At 58.7% G+C, this 20,556-nt stretch carries 23 protein-coding genes; 13 read left to right on the plus strand and 10 right to left on the minus strand.

Going from position 1 to position 20,556, the window contains the following annotated elements; genetic code table 11:
* The first annotated feature begins 19 nt into the window (after positions 1-19).
* Complete coding sequence (gcvA, locus tag AB4O09_RS17335) at positions 20-934, plus strand: transcriptional regulator GcvA (RefSeq protein WP_003201308.1); 915 nt, start codon at positions 20-22, stop codon at positions 932-934.
* Between the two features lie 20 nt (positions 935-954).
* On the opposite strand, the gene AB4O09_RS17340 is transcribed toward gcvA, so the two are convergent.
* The gene (locus tag AB4O09_RS17340; protein WP_003201306.1) at positions 955-1,254 is read right to left on the minus strand and encodes a DUF2628 domain-containing protein; all 300 of its coding nucleotides are present in this window, start codon (positions 1,252-1,254) and stop codon (positions 955-957) included.
* A 129-nt stretch (positions 1,255-1,383) separates the two neighbouring features.
* On the opposite strand from AB4O09_RS17340, the gene AB4O09_RS17345 reads away from it, so the two are divergent.
* The 6 genes from AB4O09_RS17345 (at position 1,384) to AB4O09_RS17370 (ending at position 6,066) form a co-directional block, all read left to right on the plus strand.
* Positions 1,384-1,845 carry a GNAT family N-acetyltransferase gene (locus AB4O09_RS17345; protein WP_013693213.1) on the plus strand — a complete coding sequence of 154 codons (462 nt, stop codon included), beginning with the start codon at positions 1,384-1,386 and terminating at the stop codon, positions 1,843-1,845.
* Positions 1,846-1,862: 17 nt separating this feature from the next.
* Complete coding sequence (locus AB4O09_RS17350) at positions 1,863-3,002, plus strand: epoxide hydrolase family protein (RefSeq protein WP_460107255.1); 1,140 nt, start codon at positions 1,863-1,865, stop codon at positions 3,000-3,002.
* Between the two features lie 637 nt (positions 3,003-3,639).
* Positions 3,640-3,921 carry a hypothetical protein gene (locus AB4O09_RS17355; protein ID WP_013693209.1) on the plus strand — a complete coding sequence of 94 codons (282 nt, stop codon included), beginning with the start codon at positions 3,640-3,642 and terminating at the stop codon, positions 3,919-3,921.
* Positions 3,922-4,343: 422 nt separating this feature from the next.
* On the plus strand, positions 4,344-4,862 hold the full coding sequence (locus AB4O09_RS17360) for an isochorismatase family protein (protein WP_003201300.1): 519 nt from the start codon (positions 4,344-4,346) through the stop codon (positions 4,860-4,862).
* A gap of 60 nt (positions 4,863-4,922) precedes the next feature.
* On the plus strand, positions 4,923-5,234 hold the full coding sequence (locus tag AB4O09_RS17365; RefSeq protein ID WP_003201298.1) for an isochorismate lyase: 312 nt from the start codon (positions 4,923-4,925) through the stop codon (positions 5,232-5,234).
* Between the two features lie 310 nt (positions 5,235-5,544).
* On the plus strand, positions 5,545-6,066 hold the full coding sequence (locus AB4O09_RS17370) for an AidA/PixA family protein (RefSeq protein ID WP_003201296.1): 522 nt from the start codon (positions 5,545-5,547) through the stop codon (positions 6,064-6,066).
* Positions 6,067-6,165: 99 nt separating this feature from the next.
* On the opposite strand, the gene AB4O09_RS17375 is transcribed toward AB4O09_RS17370, so the two are convergent.
* The 6 genes from AB4O09_RS17375 to AB4O09_RS17400 form a co-directional block, all read right to left on the minus strand.
* Positions 6,166-7,836: a hypothetical protein gene (locus tag AB4O09_RS17375; protein ID WP_212795823.1), complete on the minus strand. Its 1,671-nt coding sequence runs from the start codon at positions 7,834-7,836 to the stop codon at positions 6,166-6,168.
* A gap of 99 nt (positions 7,837-7,935) precedes the next feature.
* On the minus strand, positions 7,936-8,157 hold the full coding sequence (locus AB4O09_RS17380) for a formate dehydrogenase subunit delta (protein WP_003201292.1): 222 nt from the start codon (positions 8,155-8,157) through the stop codon (positions 7,936-7,938).
* A complete protein-coding gene (gene fdhF / locus AB4O09_RS17385) occupies positions 8,154-11,030 on the minus strand; it encodes a formate dehydrogenase subunit alpha (protein WP_013693204.1) in 2,877 nt (958 codons plus the stop codon). The genes AB4O09_RS17380 and fdhF overlap by 4 nt, the downstream gene beginning before the upstream one ends.
* Complete coding sequence (locus AB4O09_RS17390; RefSeq protein WP_003201286.1) at positions 11,027-12,586, minus strand: formate dehydrogenase beta subunit; 1,560 nt, start codon at positions 12,584-12,586, stop codon at positions 11,027-11,029. Before AB4O09_RS17390 ends, fdhF begins: the two co-directional genes overlap by 4 nt.
* Positions 12,580-13,062, minus strand: a complete 483-nt coding sequence (locus AB4O09_RS17395; protein WP_003201284.1) for a formate dehydrogenase subunit gamma — start codon at positions 13,060-13,062, stop codon at positions 12,580-12,582. Before AB4O09_RS17395 ends, AB4O09_RS17390 begins: the two co-directional genes overlap by 7 nt.
* 230 nt (positions 13,063-13,292) lie before the next feature.
* Entirely contained in the window at positions 13,293-14,186 is an 894-nt protein-coding gene (locus AB4O09_RS17400) for a LysR family transcriptional regulator (RefSeq protein ID WP_305444455.1), read from the minus strand.
* Positions 14,187-14,311: 125 nt separating this feature from the next.
* Between AB4O09_RS17400 and AB4O09_RS17405 the strand changes: the two genes are divergently transcribed.
* Positions 14,312-14,758 carry a cyclophilin-like fold protein gene (locus tag AB4O09_RS17405; RefSeq protein WP_460107257.1) on the plus strand — a complete coding sequence of 149 codons (447 nt, stop codon included), beginning with the start codon at positions 14,312-14,314 and terminating at the stop codon, positions 14,756-14,758.
* Positions 14,759-14,783: 25 nt separating this feature from the next.
* Positions 14,784-15,812, plus strand: a complete 1,029-nt coding sequence (locus AB4O09_RS17410) for an alpha/beta hydrolase (protein ID WP_460107259.1) — start codon at positions 14,784-14,786, stop codon at positions 15,810-15,812.
* A gap of 162 nt (positions 15,813-15,974) precedes the next feature.
* Here AB4O09_RS17410 and AB4O09_RS17415 read toward each other — a convergent pair whose 3' ends face one another.
* On the minus strand, positions 15,975-16,526 hold the full coding sequence (locus AB4O09_RS17415) for a cytochrome b (protein ID WP_003201275.1): 552 nt from the start codon (positions 16,524-16,526) through the stop codon (positions 15,975-15,977).
* A gap of 319 nt (positions 16,527-16,845) precedes the next feature.
* Here AB4O09_RS17415 and AB4O09_RS17420 point away from each other — a divergent pair, with 319 nt between their 5' ends.
* Both AB4O09_RS17420 and AB4O09_RS17425 read left to right on the plus strand, forming a co-directional pair.
* The gene (locus AB4O09_RS17420) at positions 16,846-17,784 is read left to right on the plus strand and encodes a hypothetical protein (RefSeq protein ID WP_039011801.1); all 939 of its coding nucleotides are present in this window, start codon (positions 16,846-16,848) and stop codon (positions 17,782-17,784) included.
* A 36-nt stretch (positions 17,785-17,820) separates the two neighbouring features.
* Positions 17,821-17,982, plus strand: a complete 162-nt coding sequence (locus AB4O09_RS17425; protein WP_080766468.1) for a DUF2986 domain-containing protein — start codon at positions 17,821-17,823, stop codon at positions 17,980-17,982.
* 23 nt (positions 17,983-18,005) lie between these two features.
* Here the strand turns inward: AB4O09_RS17425 and AB4O09_RS17430 are convergent, their stop codons facing one another.
* Complete coding sequence (locus AB4O09_RS17430) at positions 18,006-18,722, minus strand: class I SAM-dependent methyltransferase (protein ID WP_212795821.1); 717 nt, start codon at positions 18,720-18,722, stop codon at positions 18,006-18,008.
* Positions 18,723-18,928: 206 nt separating this feature from the next.
* Between AB4O09_RS17430 and arsH the strand changes: the two genes are divergently transcribed.
* Positions 18,929-19,663, plus strand: a complete 735-nt coding sequence (arsH, locus tag AB4O09_RS17435; protein WP_003201268.1) for an arsenical resistance protein ArsH — start codon at positions 18,929-18,931, stop codon at positions 19,661-19,663.
* 96 nt (positions 19,664-19,759) lie between these two features.
* Here the strand turns inward: arsH and AB4O09_RS17440 are convergent, their stop codons facing one another.
* On the minus strand, positions 19,760-20,065 hold the full coding sequence (locus AB4O09_RS17440) for an NIPSNAP family protein (protein WP_039011797.1): 306 nt from the start codon (positions 20,063-20,065) through the stop codon (positions 19,760-19,762).
* Positions 20,066-20,191: 126 nt separating this feature from the next.
* Here AB4O09_RS17440 and AB4O09_RS17445 point away from each other — a divergent pair, with 126 nt between their 5' ends.
* On the plus strand, positions 20,192-20,491 hold the full coding sequence (locus tag AB4O09_RS17445) for a hypothetical protein (RefSeq protein ID WP_003201264.1): 300 nt from the start codon (positions 20,192-20,194) through the stop codon (positions 20,489-20,491).
* Positions 20,492-20,556 lie beyond the last annotated feature (65 nt).

Below are 20,556 nucleotides of genomic sequence, written 5' to 3' on the forward strand. Positions count from 1 at the left end.
ATGTGACTAAATTAGACACATGATCGCCAACCTCCCCCCGTTGAACGCCGTCCGCGCCTTCGCCGCTGCCGCTCGCCACCAGAGTTTCAGCCGCGCCGCCGAAGAACTGCACGTGAGCCACAGTGCCGTCAGCCGCCACGTAAAGTTGCTCGAAGAGCGCTTGGGCGTGCTGCTGTTCGAACGTCGAACCCGCCAGTCCTTGCTCACACCGGCCGGCCGGGCTTTCTACGAACAGGTCAGCGAGGCCCTGACCCAGATCGCCAACGCCGCCACCGCACTGACGCGCAACGCTGCCCAGCGCAAAGTGACCATCAACGTACGCCCCTCCTTCGCGGTGCGTTGGCTGATCCCGCGACTGCCCGACTTCATGGCGCTTCACCCGGACATCAAGCCCGACATCGTCACCAGCACCCTACCTCCCGATCCATCACGGGAAACGTTCGACGTGGTCATCCGCCGCGGGCACGCCGGCTGGTCGCCCCATGTACAGCCCACGGTGCTGCTGGAAGACGACCTGCTGCTGGTCGCCGCCCCGTCGTTGCTGCACAGCGTGCCATTGGAAACCATCCACGACCTGGCCCGACACACCTTGTTGTCGGGCAGGACGCGCAGCAGCGATTGGCAAGACTGGGCGGAACACGCTGGGATCGAGTCATTAAACAACTCGCCGACCCTGCAATTCGATCACATGCACCTCGTGCTGCAGGCCGCCGTCGATGGGCTGGGCGTGGCGCTGTGTCCGGCTTCGCTGCTGGGCAGGGATTTGTCCAACGGGCGCCTGACCTGTCCACTGCCGTCGTTGCGCCTGCCGTTAGCCCGCTATTACTACGGGGTGTCCGGGGATGCGGTGGCTGAGACGCAGGTTTTTGTTGATTGGTTGTTTTCTCAGGTCCAGCAGGATTGGGATGGACAGGGTCCAGTAAAGAGCTCGTAGAGCTGCAAAGCCGCTTGCCTTCAATTTCCAGCAACAACTTTTGGATCAACGACTTCAATCCAACCCTTGCGCAAATAATCCTGCGCAACAATCTTGCGGATCATGAAACAGTAGACGACATGCAGTAGCGCCGTTGCCCCTGCCATCCATGACGGCCCCGCCACAAGCCCGATCGCCAGGATGCCGAGCCAGATCAACAAGTGTCGCCAGAGCCCTGCGAAAAACAGATAGATCACGCCCAAGAACAGGATCGCCAACACCTGGAACGCGTCCACTTCTTCAACTTGATCACTGTCCGGGCTCTTGAAATAGCGTGCCATGTACCACTCCTTCGTTAGATATTTCCATTTTTAATCTGCTGCACTCGTCCAGCATCAAGCACGGCCATCGTGGCTACACTAGCTGCGCCCAAGTCGTGCCGGCAACTAAAAGCAACACAGGAATGTCCAGTGATTGAATCAGTACGAGCACTGACGGTACGGCAACTGCTAGAACTTCCTCCAGCGATTCTGCAACTGGAGGCAGAATCTGTTACAGAGGGTTTTAGGTTTCTTACTCGCTTGATCATCGATTGGAGAAACGGGTCCAATCGATTCGATCAACCTGGGGAGTGCTTTCTAGGAGTCTTCGACAACGGGCAACTGATTGCTGTTGGCGGACTTTCATGTGATCCCTATGCCGCCCCGAGTGTCGGTAGGTTACGAAGGGTATATGTCACGCGAACCTCAAGGGGGCTGAAGGTGGGCAGGTTTTTGGTGGAACATCTCTTGGAACACGCAGCGTCACGGTTCCAAGCGGTGCGCCTGTCTACAGACACGCCGGAGGGCGCAGCCTTTTACCTGCGCTGCGGATTTCGGCCGGTAGAAGATGATTTTGCGACCCATGTCATATCATTTTCAGATGTTAGGTAATCAGGACGAAAACACGCATGCTCATCGAACCTTTCTCCATCGACATCCCCGACAGCGCCCTTGAGGACCTTCGCCACCGCCTGCTGAACGCAAGGCTGCCAGAACCCCTGGCCGGCCAAGGCTGGAGCGAAGGCATGGACATGGATGTGCTTCGGGAGCTTCTCGCCTATTGGTCGAACACGTTCGATTGGCGTGCCCAGGAAACGGTGCTCAATCGCTTGCCGCAATTTGTCACCCACATCGATGGGCAAAGGGTCCATTTCATTCATCAACGTGGCGTCGGGCCGAAGCCGATGCCGTTGATCCTCACCCATGGCTGGCCCGGCTCGTTCATCGAGATGCAGCGCATCATCCCATTGCTGACGGACCCGACCCGCCATGGCGGTGATCCTGCGGACGCCTTCGATGTGGTGGTGCCGTCGCTGCCCGGCTACACCTTTTCCGCACCGTTCCAGCAATCCGGCATGGGGCCGTATGAAGTGGCGGGTTTGTGGAGTGAGTTGATGAGCGGGTTGGGCTATGACCGGTTTGGCGCCCAGGGCGGGGACATTGGTGCAGGCGTGTCGACGTGGCTGGGCGTGCGCTTTCCCGAGCGGGTGACGGGCATTCATCTCAATTACATCCCCGGGTCCTATCGCCCTCCCCTTGGCGAAACCGAGCCCGCGCTGACCGAGGCAGAAACGGCCTTCCTGCAACGCGCTGCTGCCTTTGCCGATGCCGAAGGCGCCTATGGGCACATTCAGCGAACCAAGCCGCAGAGCCTGGCGGTGGGCCTGAATGATTCACCGGCGGGACTGTTGGCGTGGATGGGGGAAAAGATCCTGTCCTGGTGCGATGACAGCCCCGCTATCGACCGAGAGTGGTTGCTGACCAATGTCACGCTGTATTGGCTGACGAACTGCATCGGCTCGTCGTTTCGCCAGTATGTGGAAGGTGGCAAGCGGCCGTTGCTGTTCAACGACGGTGAACGGCTGAAACCGCCTGTTGGGGTTGCGCTGTTTCCCAAGGAACTGCCTATGCCGCCGAGGAGCTGGGTGGAGCGCTGCTTTAACGTGGATCGCTGGACCGTCATGCCTCGCGGTGGTCACTTTGCCGCGTTGGAACAGCCGGAGTTGTTGGCGGAGGATGTCAGGGCTTTTTTTCGCGGCTGTCGCTAGAAAAATCTGAAGATACTCGCCGCAAGCCTCCTGTGGGAGCACTGTTCCTGTGGGAGCAAGGCTTGCCCGCGATGAAGACGACGCGGTCTTCCGGGGAACCGAGGTGCCTGCATCGCGAGCAAGCTTTGCTCCCACAGAAAGTCGTGCACTCCAGTGGTAGCGGCAAAAATCGGTCCGAAAATCTCGTAGGAATTTACCTCTGTGGCGAGGGGATTTATCCCCGCTGGGCTGCGAAGCGGCCACAAACCAGACACCTTATTTCGCCAGGTATACCGCAGGCACCGGTTTTGCGACTGCTGCGCAGCCGAGCGGGAGCAAGCTCCCTCGCCACAGGGGAAGCGTGCGTCCTACAGGTCGGTTGTGGGTGCCGGGATCGACTTCTATAGTTGGGGCGTCGCTGGCTTTGGCCGGTGGCTGGGTTTCGCAGCCCGATAGATACGCTGGCAACCAGGCATCATAAAAGTAACAATGGGCGCGTTTGGCGTTCAACGTCACTTATGGTGGCTGTGTGTGGGAGATCTTCGGGTCTGCCGAGTTCCTCGTATCCTCGGTCTGCGAACCCACATGCAGCTACCACCCGTTCGTTTCGCAGCGAATTGCAGTAGCTATCTTTCTTGATATGAGGAAATTAGTAACTATGCGCCAGAATCCTTTGGATCAACGCTTCACCCCCCTGACCCAAACCGCCACCACCCATCCCGTCCTGCTGATCGACACCCACGCCCCACTCCCCGAACTCCACGCCTGTGCCAGCGAACGCCTGCACGCCACGCTCGATTACCTGACCTTGGTGGCGTGCAGCAGCCTGCGTGATTCGGCATCGAGTGACATCAACACCATCACCAACGTTGCCCGGATCCTGGTACAGGATGTGGCGGATGTGTTTGGCGTGATCGAACAACGCGGGCTCGAGGGCTAAACCGTTGAGACGGCGACGGCACAATTGATCGTTCCCACGCTCTGCGTGGGAATGCATCCCGTGACGCTCTGCGTCACCCTCCAGAAGCGGAACGCGGAGCGTCCCTGGCGGCATTCCCACGCGGAGCGTGAGGAACGATCTTCCACAGGCCCCGCAACCTGATCGTACCCACGCAGGAGCGTGGGAACGATCGACGGCTTTCGCAAGCAGGTGACATACCCGCTTGCCAAACCTGACGGCCGCAAGCTACTGTCAGCACCATGAACCTGCCACAGATTGCCTCGACCACCACAACCACGACCGCCAAGGCGGGTCGTGAGGTGTCGTGAGCCAATAACACACGTATCTCAAAGGCCCGCCAGCGATGGTAAGGGCCTTTTCTTTTGCCCTTGCGTCGCTGGCCCAAACGCAAGGAAAGCACCATGCACGCTCTGTTGATTCTCGATATGCAAGTTGGGTTGTTTCACGGCCCGGATAAACCCTGGGCCGGCGAAGCGTTGCTGGACACATTGAATGGCTTGCTGCTCAAGGCCCGGAGGGCTGGCGCACCGATTTTCCTGGTTCGCCACGTAGGCCCGCCTGGCTCGCCCATCGAGCCTGGAAGCCCGTTGACGCAACTGGTGCAGGAACTGCAGTTGGAGGGTGATGAAGTCATCTTCGAAAAAAATCGCCCCAACGCCTTCACCCAGACAGGCCTGGCAGAGCGGCTAAAGGCTTGCGCTGCTGAAGGCCTGGTCATCACCGGTATGAAAACCCAGTATTGTATCGACAGCACCTGCCGAGCCGCTCGGGACCTGGGGTTCGACGCGGTCCTGATCGCCGACGGTCATACCTGTTCCGACACGCCTGAATTGAAGGCAGAAATGATCGTCGCCCATCACAACGCAACCCTGGCAGGCGCCTTCTGTCGTGTCGTTCGCGCTGAAGACTGGTGCTTCTAAACTCCATCAGAAGATCGGCTCGCGTCGGGCCGGTCTTGTTCAACAAGCGGAGCTCACTGCATGGACCCGTTGCAACCCTCGCAATGCGCAAACATGGAGGACATCCGACGCGAAATCGATGCCCTCGACCAGGCGGTCATCACGCTGCTGGGCAAGCGCTATCAATACGTGCTCGCGGCCTCGAAATTCAAGACATCGGCAACTTCGGTGCAGGCACCGGAGCGTCTCAAGGCCATGCTGGCGACACGACGCAAGTGGGCCGAGGCCGAAGGTTTGAGCCCGGACGCCATCGAGAAGATGTACAGCGACCTGGTGCATCACTTCATTGCCGAAGAGATGAAGCGCTGGACGGCGAATCAGTCCCACAACTGAACCGCGGTCGGTAATGGCTCCCATCTTCCGCAGGATCAGAAGCAGTCACCGACAAGGGTTGTGCGCCTTTGTCCACTGATGCCCTCAGAAAACAACCAAAAACCCATTAAGAGATCGACCACGACAAAGGTAAATCAAAGCCTTGGTTGTGCTGCGCTTCGCTCCGTTTCGCCAGCGTCAAGAATTGGAAATTTGACACTACAAGGCCATCACCTATCGTTCCTCTCGAGACCGCACCCAGGGACCGGGTGGCCCGGACACCCCTTTGCAAGGGCGGTCGTCAATGCCATTACTCTCAAGGAGCAACAACATGTCTGGAGCGACCCAAACCATTGATGTGCTCGTCAACGTTGACGCCGATTACCTGCTCGCCCACCCCAAAGACGTAGGCGGGGCGATTGCCATGCTGGTGACCCGCGGTGCCGTCGACAGCCATGCCAACACCAATGCCGGCGAAGGCGAAGGCGGCAACGAGTTGTGGTTCGACGTAAACCCTGGTGACAACATTCGCTGGCGCGCCACCACGCTGTCGCGCAACTTCGACCGCATCGCATTGATCAAGGACATCGAGATCGGCGACCCCCACCAGGGCGGTGATTACAAGGGCACCATTTCGAAACCTAACTCTTTCAACATCCCCGGTGTGGTGCCCTATCTGAACAAGGCTGCTCCCGGCGGTATTTCCAAAACCGATGTGATGTACACCATGTGGCAATCGACGGCGCTGAGCGCAGGAAAGCTCTGGTACAAAATCTACTTCGTTCTGCTGGATCGTGACCTGAACCAGATTGGCCCGACCAACACTTGGGACCCGTACGTCACCGTCAATTGACTGTTCACTGAGTTGTAAACAACCCTGGCCGGCTTGCTATTCGCCATGACGATGCCGGCCAGGGTTGCCTATCGAAGCACTTGCGCTCCCCTCTTCAACTCATGGCAACATCTCAAAGGCCGCAGTCTGGGTCACCGGGATCATCTTCCCGGGCGTGGTCACCACCAATTGATACTTGCCAACAAGCAAAGTGTTTGCGGGATAACTGAAGCACGACACGCTGGAGGTGGATTTACCCGGAACAATAGCCACGCTCTTGATCGGCGTAGGCTCAGCAGCCTCGTTCAATTGATAGAACGAATATTGGGGGTTGCTGACCGGCTTGGCGTGGGTAAGGCAAAACGAGTCGTTCTTGGCTGAAGGCGCGAATCGACCCTTGGCATCCAGGGGGGAAACGAACGTTATCCCACTCCGGCTCTCTTGCTCGGCCTGCTGGGCAGCATCCAGGGCCGTCCGCGCACGTTCATAGTCGGCACTCTTCAACAGCGCACTCGTCTCTTGCCTGTTGATGTATTGGACGGCTTTCTCTGCCTCGATCAACGCACGTCGCCGTCCCCAGAGCACGTCATCGCCACCCTTGCGGACCGCAAACGACACCCAGGTCTTGTCCAGGAACGTCTCGTTCTTGCCGCGCTGTTGCAGACCGTGATTGGCGTACTCGATCTCTCCAGCCTGTATGTCCTCCAACGACGTACCGTCTGGCGTGTCAGTCCAACCGCGCCGCATGGCGGTAGGCACCAGCATCAGCGTATCCCCCAGCCAAGCCAGCGGGTTCTCTTTATTGCCACGATTCGTCAAATAGAAATAGCAATTGGTGGGGGCACAGCGCTCCTGGTTGATCAGCACATAATTCCCAGGCCTGAGCGCCAAGACCGAACCGTTATCTTCCACTGCCTCATCGTCGGGGCCAGCCACCAGATCCACGTCGATCTGCAACACAATGTCGTCTTTGTTGAGGGCCAGCAGACTCTTGGCGACTTCTTTGGCAAATACTTGCTCAGCAGCTGTTATCGGGTTGGCCAGGGACAATGTCTTGCTGGCCGAGCCGATAAAATCGAGAAATGCAGCGGAGTCTTCGTTCTCGCCCTGGTCGTATTCCAGAACAGTCAATTTCATCGACAGGTGATCGGACTCAAGCTTTTTGGGGCCGTACAACAATTTATTCAGCAGGTTCGGCTTGGCGTTATCGGCGACCCCGAGATAAGGCCCGAGTACTTTGGTCACCGTTTCGCTTTTATTCTCGCCACCCACTTCGGTGAACTCGGCAACGATCACGACTTCGTTCACCCCACCGAGATCCTTGAGGTACTTAAAGTAAGCATCCGTCAAATAGACAGCGAACACATCGCCACCGTTGCCCTCGCTGTCAGGTTTACGAATAGCGCCAGCTTTATCGGCGCTGAAGATGTCGCCATCGATGCGCAGGCGCTCGGCTTTCAAATTGCGGATGGCGTCCTGGAATTCTTTTCTTGCTTGCTGCGTTTGTGCATCGGCAGCAGCGAGGTCGGCGGAGGTCGCCCCTTTTTTCACCAGGGCGGCGTGGGCCTGCTGGGCTTGTTGCCACTTGAGCTTTAGTGCTGCCGCCTCTTCGAACTGCTTATCGACGACGCTCGAGGGACGAGCAGGTTGAACCTTGAAAAGATGCGCCGTCCCTGTTGGAACGGCGCAACCGACGATGAAGAGTGACAATCCGCATACCAATGCGAATCGAGTGCTGAAGGCTGCGCGCAACGCCTTCGCTACCTGAACCGGTGCGTTTTCGGTGAACATCCCTTTCCCCTAGTCGTTGCTGGCACAATGCCTTGTCTCGGAGATTAGGACAGCCACCTGATAAGCGCAACGCAGATAACTTGACGCCAGTAAACCGCGCTAGGTCGTCCCCTCCGGCTCAGTCAGCGCCTCCAGCACCAGGGGGTGCAGGACAGCCCCCGGATGCATCTGCTGCCAATCCTGCAATTGCCGGCGCATGCCCGGCGTCCAGAAGCTCTTGATGTGCTGGCGCACGCCATTCACCGCCAATGTGTGATCCGGCTCGGTGGCGAAGTACTGGGCGATCTGGTTGGCCATCTTGATCAAGCTGTCAGAGCTCATCGACGCACCTCGGCTTTCTCGGCATGACGACGTTCCCTCAGCAAGCGGCTTTGTTCATCACTGAACGCCTGGTAGCGCTTCTGCCATTCCGAAGGCTGGCTGACCCGCACGATCTCGACCGCCGTCACCTTGTATTCCGGGCAGTTGGTGGCCCAGTCGGAGTTGTCGGTGGTGATCACGTTGGCGCCCGACTCAGGGAAATGGAACGTGGTGTAGACCACGCCCGGTGCCACCCGCTCGGTCACCTTCGCACGCAGCACCGTCTGCCCGGCACGACTGCCGATACCCACCCAGTCTTCGTCGACGATCCCGCGGTTCTCGGCGTCGGTTGGGTGAATCTCCAGCCGATCCTCCTCGTGCCAGGCCACGTTGTCGGTGCGTCGAGTCTGGGCGCCGACGTTGTACTGGCTGAGGATGCGTCCGGTGGTCAGCAGCAGCGGGTAGCGGCCGTTGACCTTCTCATCGGTGGGCACGTAGCCGGTGAGCATGAAGCGCCCTTTACCGCGCACGAACTGATCGATGTGCATGGTCGGCGTACCGTCCGGTGCGGCATCGTTGCAAGGCCATTGCAGGCTGCCGTGACGATCCAGTTCGGCGTAGCTGACGCGGGTGAAAGTCGGCGTCAGGCGGGCGATTTCATCCATGATTTCCGAAGGATGGTTGTAGTGCATCTTGTAGCCCAAGGCGTCGGCCAGGGCGATGGTGGCTTCCCAGTCGGCCTTGCCGGCCAGCGGGTCCATCACCTTGCGAACGCGGGAGATGCGACGCTCGGCGTTGGTGAAGGTGCCGTCCTTCTCAAGGAACGAGCTGCCCGGCAGGAACACGTGGGCGAACTTGGCCGTCTCGTTGAGGAAGATGTCCTGGACGATCACGCATTCCAAAGCGGACAACGCGGCCGTCACATGCTGGGTGTTGGGGTCGCTCTGGGCGATGTCCTCGCCTTGGCAATAGAGCGCCTTGAAGGTGCCGTCCAGGGCCGCCTCGAACATGTTGGGAATGCGCAGGCCCGGGTCGGGTTGCAGGGTGACGTTCCACGCCTGCTCGAACTCGGCGCGTACCGCTTCGTTGGAAATATGCCGATAGCCCGGCAGCTCGTGGGGAAACGAACCCATGTCGCAGGAGCCCTGGACGTTGTTCTGTCCACGCAGCGGGTTAACCCCGACACCTTCGCGACCGATGTTGCCGGTGGCCATGGCCAGGTTGGCGATGCCCATGACCGAGGTGCTGCCCTGGCTGTGCTCGGTGACGCCGAGGCCGTAGTAGATGGCCGCGTTGCCGCCGGTGGCGTAGAGCCGTGCGGCGGCGCGGATCTGCTCGGCAGGCACGCCACACACCGGGCCCAGGACCTCGGGGGAGTTTTCCGGCAGGCTGACGAAATCGCGCCAGCGAGCGAAGTCCGCCGCCTCGCAGCGTGCCTCGACAAAAGGCTGGTCAATCAAGCCCTCGGTGGCAATCACATGACCCAACGCGTTGAGCATTGCCACGTTGGTGCCCGGACGCAGTTGCAGGTGCAGCTCGGCACGGGCGTGAGGTGAATCCACCAGGTCGATGCGCCGTGGATCGATGACGATCAGCCGTGCGCCCTGGCGCAGGCGGCGCTTGAGCTGGGAGCCGAACACCGGGTGCGCGTCAGTGGGGTTGGCGCCCATCACCAGAATGACGTCGGCTTTCATCACCGAGTCGAAGTTCTGGGTACCAGCGGATTCGCCCAAAGTCTGCTTGAGGCCGTAACCGGTAGGCGAATGGCAGACGCGGGCACAGGTGTCGACGTTGTTGTTGCCGAACGCAGTGCGCACCAGTTTCTGCACCAGGTAGGTTTCTTCGTTGGTGCAGCGGCTGGAGGTGATGCCGCCGATGGAGTCGCGCCCGTACTTGAGCTGGATCCGGCGCAATTCGCTGGCGGCGTAAGTGACCGCCTCGTCCCAACTGACTTCCTGCCACGGGTCGTCGATGTGCTTGCGGATCATCGGCTTGGTGATGCGGTCCGGGTGCGTGGCGTAGCCCCAGGCGAAGCGGCCCTTGACGCAGGAGTGGCCGTGGTTGGCCTGGCCGTTCTTGTCCGGGACCATGCGCACCAGTTGTTCGCCTTTCATCTCGGCGCGGAACGAGCAACCCACACCGCAGTAGGCGCAAGTGGTGATGACGCTGCGCTCCGGCTGGCCGATCTCCACGACGCTCTTGTCGATCAGGGTCGCCGTCGGACATGCCTGCACGCAGGCGCCGCAGGACACGCATTCGGAATCGAGGAAGTTGTCACCGCCGGCCGCCGCCACTCGAGAGTCAAAACCGCGTCCGGTGATCGTCAGGGCGAAGGTGCCCTGGATTTCCTCGCAGGCACGCACGCAGCGGTTGCAGACGATGCACTTGCTCGGGTCGTACTCGAAATAGGGGTTGGAAACGTCCTTGGCTTCATCCAGGTGATTGGCGCCTTCGTAGCCGTAGCGCACTTCGCGCAGGCCCACCTGCCCCGCCACGGTCTGCAATTCGCAGTTGCCGTTGGCCGAGCATGTCAGGCAGTCCAGCGGGTGATCGGAAATGTACAGCTCCATCACGTTGCGTCGCAGCGTGGCGAGCTTGGAGGTTTGCGTGCGAACCACCATGCCTTCGGTTACCGGGGTGGTGCAGGAGGCCGGGTAGCCGCGCATGCCATCGATCTCCACCAGGCACATGCGGCAGGAGCCGAACGCCTCCAGGCTGTCGGTGGCGCAGAGTTTGGGAATGGTGGTGCCGAGCAAGGCCGCGGCACGCATGACCGAGGTGCCGGAGGTGACGCTGATTTCGCGCCCGTCGATGGTCAGGCTGACCTGCACGTCGCTTTCGCGCGCCGGGGTGCCCAGGTCGATATCGCTGCTGGGATCGAAGATGTTGATCATTGGTCGGCCTCCGTGGTCGCCAGACCGAAGTCGGCGGGGAAATACTTGAGGGCACTGGCGACAGGGTAGGACGTCATCCCGCCGAGGGCACAGAGCGAACCGTATTGCAGGGTGTCGCACAGATCCTGCAACAGCAGGGCCTGTTCCTGGCGAGCACCGGCTTCGGTGCTGGCGATCAAGCGATCCACCACTTCCACCCCACGGGTGGAGCCGATCCGGCACGGCGTGCACTTGCCGCAGGACTCCTCAGCGCAGAACTGCAAGGCGAACCGGGCCATCTGGGCCATGTCCAGGCTGTCGTCGGCGACCACCACGCCACCGTGGCCAAGCATCGCGCCCATGGCGGCGAACGCTTCGTAGTCCAGCGGTGTATCGAATTGCGCAGGCGGCACCCAGGCACCCAACGGCCCACCCACTTGCGCGGCCTTCAGGGGCCGACCGCTGGCAGTACCGCCGCCGTAGCCTTCCACCAGTTCACGCAGGCTCAGGCCGAAGGCGCGCTCCACCAGACCGCCCTGACGGACGTTACCGGCCAGTTGGAACGGCATCGTGCCCAGGGAGCGGCCCATGCCGAAGTCGCGATAGAACTGCGCGCCCTTCTCCAGGATGATCGGCACCGAGGCCAGGGTCACCACGTTGTGCACCAGGGTCGGCAGCCCGAACAGGCCTTGAATCGCCGGCAGTGGCGGTTTGGCGCGAACCGTGCCGCGCTTGCCCTCGAGGGATTCCAGCAGTGCGGTTTCTTCGCCGCAGATATAGGCGCCGGCTCCGACACGAACCTCGATGTCGAAGGCGCGGCCGCTACCGCTCACGTTCGCGCCCAGATAGCCGGCGTCGCGAGCGATGCGCAGCGCTTCGTTCAGCGTACTGATGGCGGCCGGGTATTCCGAACGCACGTAGATGTAGCCCATCGTCGCGCCTACGGCGATGCCGGCAATGATCATGCCTTCGATCAGCAGGAAGGGGTCGCCTTCCATCAGCATGCGGTCGGCGAAGGTGCCGGAGTCGCCCTCATCGGCGTTACACACCACATACTTCTGCGCCCCCACGGCATCACGCACGGTGCGCCACTTGATGCCCGCCGGGAACGCCGCACCGCCCCGACCGCGCAGGCCGGAATCCAGCACGCTGGCGACCACGTCTGCGCCATCCATCTGGATGGACCGGGCCAGGCCCAGGAAGCCGCCCTGGGCACGGTAGTCGTCCAGGGACAGCGGTTGTGTGATGCCGGCGCGCGCGAACAGCAGGCGCTGCTGGCTCTTGAGATAGGGAATCTCCTCCACCGGCCCCAGGGCCAGCGGATGGCTGCCGGGATCGCCTGCCAGCGCATCCAGCAAGCCCGGCACATCGGCCGGTGTGACAGGGCCAAAGCCCAGCCGGACGCCGGCGCTTTCAAGCTCCACCAGCGGTTCCAGCCAATAGAGGCCACGGGAACTGGTGCGCAACACCGTCAACGGCAGCTGTCGACGCTCAGCCTCAAGGGCCAACGCATCGGCCACCTTGTCCGCGCCCACGGCACGGGCTACCGAATCGCGGGGGATACAGAGCGTCAGCATGCGCCCTCCTCCATGCAGTCATTGACCAACTGACGCAGACGCTCGGGCGTGATCCGCGCGTGCAACTCCCCGTCCAGCTCCAGGGCCGGCGAGCAGACGCAGGCACCCAGGCAATAGACTGGCCGCAGACTGATGCTCCCATCGGCGCTGGTGCCGTGATCGTCCAGCGCCAATTGCTCGCGCAACTGCGCAGCCAGGGTCTCGGCGCCCATGCTCTTGCAGGACTCGGCCCGGCACAGGCGCAGGGTATGGCGCGCCGGCGGCGTGGTGCGGAAATCGTGGTAGAAACTGATGACCCCGCGCACTTCAGCCTGGCTGAGGTTGAGGGCGTGGGCGATCTCCGGGACGGCGCTGTCGGGGACATACCCGCAGCCTGCCTGGATGGCATGGAGAATAGGCAGCAAGGCACCGGGGGTGTCCTTTTCGCGCGCAAGCACGCTGTGGATCAAAGGCAGGTGAAGCGTCTCATCGGGCATAAACGTACCTCGGCATCTCGAACGCCACCGCCGCATAGCGGCCGCCGTCCGGAGTCTTGGCTTGGGCGTGCGGCCCACGTCACGGTCGCGTGGCACATCCGATCGCCATTCTCGCTCTCCGGCCAGGTGTCTTTGGCGCATCTGGTCCGGGGCATCCTCACAGCTTGCCACTCCCGGGGGTTGGCGATTGCACATGGACGACGAAACGTGTTCTGAAAGCGACTACTTTCTTAGATGTCTTTGCGCAAAGCATTAGCAACCAATGTAAATGCAGGCGAAGGCTGTCGCCGGCTGGGATAGTACAAATAGTAGCCTGAAAACGGCGGACACCAATCTTCCAGCACCCGCACCAGCCGGCCTTCTTGCAGGTACGGTTCAAACTCTTCTTCTGGCAGGTAGGCAACGCCCAGCCCGGCCACTGCCGCCTGCACGATATGAGTCGACGTGTTGAAAATCAGCTGGCCGTCAACTCGCACGTTCACCTGTTTGCCTCGCCGCTCAAAGTCCCAGACATAGAGCCCGCCTGATGTCTGCATGCGCTGGTTGATACAGCGATGGCTCATCAGGTCGCGCGGGGCCTTGGGAATGGCGTGGGCAGCGAAGTACGCTTGCGAAGCGACGACAGCCATCCGCAATGGAGGGCCTATCGGAACGGCAACCATGTCTTTGTCGATGGTGTCCCCCAGGCGCACACCAGCATCAAACCGATCCGCCACGATGTCTCGGAATCCATAACACACGTCAAATTCAACGTTTATATCCGGGTAGTCGTGCAGCAACCCGGTAAGTTTGGGTAGCAAGGTCGTGCGCAAGACATGATCACCGCAGGTGATGCGTACGGTGCCCGCGGGCTTGTCGCGCATCTCCGTCAGCATATCCAGCTCCGCTTCTATTTCATCGAAGCGATTGCCTATCGCTTGCAGCAGCCGCTCACCAGCGATGGTCGGCGAAACGCTGCGAGTGGTCCGCGTCAATAACCGGATCTGCAAGCGTGCTTCCAGGCCATTGATTGCCTGGCTCAGTGCAGATTGTGTGACCCCCAATGCCCCGGCAGCGCGTGTGAAGCTGCCTTCGCGCGCGACCGTGACGAAAGACAGCAGATCATTGAGATTTCTTTTGATCATGGTGAAACACATCTAAGCCTATTAATTAGCCTTACTTATAGCCCTGTTAAGCATTCATTAGCTAGTCGCGTGACTGTCCGTCGCTCACCATGTTCCCCATGAACAGGAATGAAAGCAGAACTGCGATGAGGGCGACCTGGCTTGGTTTGCTGGCTTCGATGCTCGTGCTCGGCAGCTACTCGACAATGAATGAAGCCGCATCGGCATCTTCGCTAACGGAGAACACTGGCATGTGGATGACCGTCGGGGAACAACGCTTCCCCATCACCCTGGCCAACAACGCAGCTGCCCGCGCGCTTGTCGCGTTATTGCCACTGACGTTGGACATGAGTGATCTCAACCGCAATGAAAAGTACGCCGCCCTCCCCCAAGCACTACCTACCCAAGCGAGCAAGCCGGGAACGATCCACAGCGGCGATCTCATGCTGTATGGCCCGGACACCCTGGTCATCTTCTATACGAACTTCGTTTCAACCTACGCATACACGCGCCTGGGGCGTGTGGACGACCCCGCAAGACTGGCTCAGGCGCTGGGCCGGCGGGGTGTGCAAGTGATGTTTTCCCAGAATTGATTACTCCGCATCGATAGGATTTCCAATGAAAAAGATCATCGTTTTACTGACGCTGCTTGTCAGTTCACTGTCAGCAATAGGGGCCGATATGTCTAATGGCGCAGACAATTTTTATTCCAGCGACGAAGTGACCGTACAGAAGGTCAATTTTAAAAACCAATATCAGATGAACGTGGCAGGCAATCTGTTCATCCCGAAAAAACTCAATGGCAAGACAAGGAATCCGGCAATTGTCGTAGGCCACCCGATGGGCGCAGTGAAGGAACAGAGCGCCAATCTCTATGCCACGAAAATGGCGGAAAGAGGTTTCGTGACCCTTTCCCTGGATTTGTCATTCTGGGGCGAAAGCGAGGGGCAGCCGCGCAATGCAGTCTCGCCGGATATCTATGCCGAAGACTTCAGCGCAGCGGTGGACTTTCTCAGCGCCCAGCCTTTTGTCGATAAAGAGCGGATTGGCGCAATCGGCATCTGCGGCAGTGGCAGCTTTGTTATCAGTGCAGCCAAGATTGACCCGCGCATGAAAGCCATCGCAACGGTGAGCATGTATGACATGGGTGCCGTCAATCGCAACGGATTGAAGCACTCCCAAACGCTTGAACAGCGCCGGGCGATCATCGCGCAGGCCACACAGCAGCGTAATGTGGAGTTCGCGGGCGGTGAAACGCTTTACACCAGCGGTACGGTGCATCAGTTGGATGAAAACACCCATCCTATCCAACGTGAGTTCTATGACTTCTACCGCACCCCCCGCGGTGAGTTCACGCCATCGAGCTCGTCCAAAGACCTGACCACGCACCCGACGCTGACAAGCAACATCAAGTTCATGAATTTCTACCCGCTCAATGACATCGAGACCATTTCGCCTCATCCGATGTTATTCATTGCTGGCGCCGATGCGCACTCCAGGGAGTTCAGCGAGGAGGCTTACAAGCTCGCCGGTCAACCCAAGGAACTTGTCATCATTCCCAGGGCTGGCCATGTCGATCTTTATGATCGGGTCAACCTCATTCCGTTCGATAAGCTGACGAGCTTCTTCCAGAGCAATCTGAAGTGACAAAGGGACTAGGTTCTTCACGGAGTTCCGGGGGAACACCGAAACAGGAACGCCGATTTGTCAGATATGTTCGTGCGAGCAAACATACCTGACAAAACCGGCGCAATTGGGCTGAGTCAGACAGGCGTTTCCAGCGCAGCACTCATCGCGTCAGCCGAGTAGTCAAGAGCGGTTTCGCCCCGGCAGCATCCGCGCCAGGGTGTTGTCACCCACCCAGTAATGATGGAACAGACCCGCCGCCGCATGCAGGCCGATCAACCAGTAGCCACTGCTGCCGAGCAATTCGTGCCAATACTTGAGCTGTTTGGCCAAATCGGGATCCACCGCCACGGGGGCCGGCAAGAAGAACCCGAAATACGGTATGGGCTTACCTCCGGCGGCCAGCATCAGCCAGGCCAGCACCGGTGTCGCGATCATCAGGCCATACAGGGCCGCATGCATCAGGTGGGAAATACCCGTCTGCCAGGCCGGCGGCGCGGGAGTGACTGGCGGGCGCGGTGTCAAGCGCCCGAACAGGCGGACCCAAACCAGTGCAAAAATGCTCAACCCGAAGAGCCCGTGCAACCCCAGGAACAGGCTTCGCCCGGTGCTGCCACGGGGCAACAAACCCTTGATCTCAATGCAGGCATACACGCCGACGAACAGCGCCAGCATCAACCAGTGCAGGGTGATCGACAGTTTTCCATAACGGTTTACGGCAATATCGCGGGTCATAACGCGCCTCGTGAAAGTCTGACGAGCCGCCGACTCATTCGGCAGCCCCGATCCGATCGCTGGGAAGCGATGCTGCCAACCTGCGGGTAAAGTCTTAAGGCAGTCTGAAGACCGGCATTTCAAGACGCTTTTTTTACATTTAGACGTTGTACCAAGTGCGAACCCGCGATCACCTCCAGAGACTCATGGGAAGCATTCGCCAACCTCGCCCCAACTCTGCGCGCACTCACACGCCACGAACAACCAAAGCATCGCTATGCTCTACGGATAGATGCGTCCGGGAAGCGACCATCTGCTGCTTAATATCAAGGAGGATTCTATGATGCGGGAAGCAACCACCGGACTGGAAAAACAGATAGAGATCGCTACAAAACTACTCTCCCTGTCGGCAAAAATCGGATTGCTGATTGGCGGCACGTGCATCGTCAGTTATTTATTGAGCAACGGTCATTACCCACAAGGCGTATCCGTTGGAGACAGTTTGTTGTTTCTGGTCACGGCGTTTTGCTTCGGACTGGTTTGTGTTTACTTTTCAGTCTCCGTCACGGCTGTCGGGATATTGCTTTCGCCGTTCTTCATACCCGTGCTGAGAAGCTTCGTCTGGCTACATGGAAAAATCACCGATAAAAAACCCATACTGGAATTCAAACGACCAAAAATAACCTTCCTCTCGGTATTTTTTGGAATATTCGGCGCGGTGACCATTTATTTCCTTACTCATAAAAGCCCCTTGGAACACATTCAGCTCATCCTTCTGCCCATTTTTCAGTACATCGTTTACTCCGCCTATCTGGAGCAGAACAAGAAAATAAAAGCAGCGCAGCCATCGGCACCTGAAGTCGTCGATTCCGAGCATCCTGACCAGAATCCTCACGCCGAAATGAAACCCTTGAAGAGAACCAGGGCAGTGATCGTTGGGGTCATCCTCCTGACGCCCCTTCTCATGGGGGGCGTGACTTCGGACTTGTTGCAAGTGGCCATGAGCTTCGCGCAAATACGTATAGAAAGGGCAACGATTCTGGTGAAACCGCCTTACGCCAATCTATTGCCTGCCCCCAGGGATTCCCCGCTGGAAAATTACAAAAAATTTGAAAATGCGACGGTGATTTTCCGAGGCATTGGCAATTCGACGCTCATTGAAATGCACGCCGGGGAAACGGCGATCCGGTTGGAGATCCCGAATGACTCGATCATTATCGAGCGCCGTGTGAAGCCCACTGCAAAGATGAGGAAAAATCCTGAGAAAACGGAAAGCTGATACCATCCGGAAAATTGACAGGCTGAGCAGAACACCATGAATCGCCGCAAGAAAATAAACCAGTTGTTAAAGGCTAACGCCAAAAAAGCCAGCGCCAAGCTGGCTCCCAAAAACAAGACTCAATACATCAGCAAAGCCGACCGACTGAAGCTGGCGGCAGAAGCCAGCGACGCCCCCATCACGCCCCCGGAAAGCTGATCCAGGTCGCTGAAGCTCCATGCTCAGGCCGTTTTGCACGTTAACCAGGCGCTCCAGAAAAGACTGCTGAAGAACCGGGTAGCACTGCCGAATCCTGCATCATTCAACAGTTTTTGAACCGCCGCCTCGGAATGTGGAGGGTCGGCGCCTTGAAGAATCTTGCCAAGCTTGACCGTCACTTCTTCCGGGCTGGCGCCATGCTGTCGCCAGCGCTGCCCCCAGGCCGCGAGGAGTAACGGCTGACTGGCATACGCATATTGGTTCCCGGCGACAATCAGCGGCGCTCCCGGCTTTAGACGTGCCTGGATGGACCGCAATATTTTCAACTTGGCTTCATCCCCATCGAGATGATGGAGCACACCGATCAAGGTGGCAGCATCGTACGACCCGTTGGCTACCAGGTCTTCAACATGCCCAAGATGCATGGCGGTTCTTTCAAGCACGTTGTTTGCGACTAATTGCTGCTTCGCGGCCTCCAGCATAGGCTCGGACGGATCGACGGCAGTGAAGCGCCAACCCGGCTCCAGCTTGGCCATTGCAATGATCTCTTGCGCCGTACCGCCGGCGCCCACCACCAGTATTTTCGCCGAGCCCACATTCCCAAGGGTCGCTGCCAGCATGCACGCCGCCAAGTCCTGGCAGGCGTCGTATCCAGCGAGCGCAATGCGACTCTGCCGGCCGTACTCGTTGGCCCGTGAGGTATCAAATTTTTCCGCTGAATTTAACGAGGATGATTTCAAGGCGCAGTTCTCCGTGTGCTGAAATCAAGCTACACCGCGCTTATGGATAATAAAAATTCATTAATTTTATGCGCGGCATTCCCATAAGGAATATCGTTTTCCATCGGCAGAATTTTGCGCGGTCAGCCAATTGCGGCTTGCGATAAACATATGGAAATACGAATATGCTTTTTTCCGTATGTTCTGGACCGGATTGGAGCTGTGTAATGACTGAATTCTCCAGCGAAACCCCGCATGACTTCCCAAATCTTGACCTGTCACTCTTCGACGTACCAACAGCGGAAAAACTCGCAAAGAGCGCAGAACCCGAACATAAACCGCGCATACTTTTGCTGTACGGATCAACCCGCGAACGCTCTTTCAGTCAGTTGCTGACCCGCGAAGCGGCGCGTCTGTTGGAGCTCATGGGCGCCGAAACCGCTATCTTCGACCCGTCCGGGTTGCCACTGCCGGACGATGCGCCCGTCGATCACCCCAAGGTGCAGGAACTGCGCGACTTGGTGATGTGGTCGGAGGGCCAGGTCTGGTGCTCGCCGGAACGCCACGGCTCGATGTCGGCGGTGTTCAAGGCGCAGATCGACTGGATCCCGCTCGCACTGGGCGCGGTTCGTCCTTCCCAAAGCAAGACATTGGCGGTGATGCAGGTATGTGGCGGCTCGCAATCCTTCAACACAGTGAACCAACTCCGCGTGCTGGGTCGCTGGATGCGCATGGTCACGATCCCCAATCAATCCTCCGTCCCCAAAGCCTTCCTTGAGTTCGACGAAGCCGGGCGCATGAAGCCCTCGTCCTATTACGACCGGGTCGTCGATGTCATGGAGGAACTGATGAAGTTCACCTTGCTGGTGCGCGGCAGAGAAACCTATTTGGTCGACCGCTACTCCGAGCGCAAGGAAAGCGCCGAAGCGCTATCCAAACGCGTTAACCAGAGGTCTATCTAGGTGCCGCGATAGTAATAGGTCTTCGGTGTGATGTAGGACTTTAACGAACGTTGGCTCATGGCTTGAAATCTGACATTGATTCAAGCAGCCACCCGCTCAATCAAGAACAGGGCGCAGGAAACTACGCTCATAACTCAGAATGAATCGTTGTTCCGTCGCCTGGGTCACCAATTCAACGCACGCTGGATCCTGTTCGGCTTTCCTTCGATAATTTTCGTAGTCGGCCAGGCTGGCAAAGCTGAACAGGCAGTAGGCGATATTGTTGGCGCCTTCGGCGGGAAGAAAGTAGCCATGATGGACGCCCCCCATTCGGGTCACCACTTCAATCCATTGGCGCGAGTAGCTCTCGAAAGCTGGGATCTGGTAGGGGTCAATGACGTACCTGACATGGCAAGTAATCACGGGCTCAATCCTTTGAAAACTGGAAAAAACGGATTCTACACAGGATACGAGGCATGTCGTCGATGATTGCCATTAGCCGAACAACTTTGCTGCTCTCTCCATCTCATCACCCAGGATCGAAACACCATGGATGAACGCCAAGCAACCATCAAGAACAAGATCCACGCCGTGGTGACGAGCAGCGAATCCGACGAGATCACCTATCGATCAGAGTGGCTCGGTTACCTGCCCTTCCCGGTTTTTCATTGGATTGAATACCAGGGCGAAAGCTTTTCCAGCGACTTCCCCTTTGATTGGTCCCTTGAGGATCTGGTGAGTCTTGAGCGCACAGGGTTCTTGGAAACACTGGAAGCTTATGAAAACCCGGAAGACAGTTTTGATCGGGATATCAGGTATCGCGTTCATGTTGGGTGTGCGCCTCGATAGCTTCTGAACGAAGAGGCGTCATCGCTGGGTAGCGTTATTGCGCTGAACGAAGCAAGCAACGCAAC

The organism is Pseudomonas sp. H1_F01 (assembly GCF_054681425.1).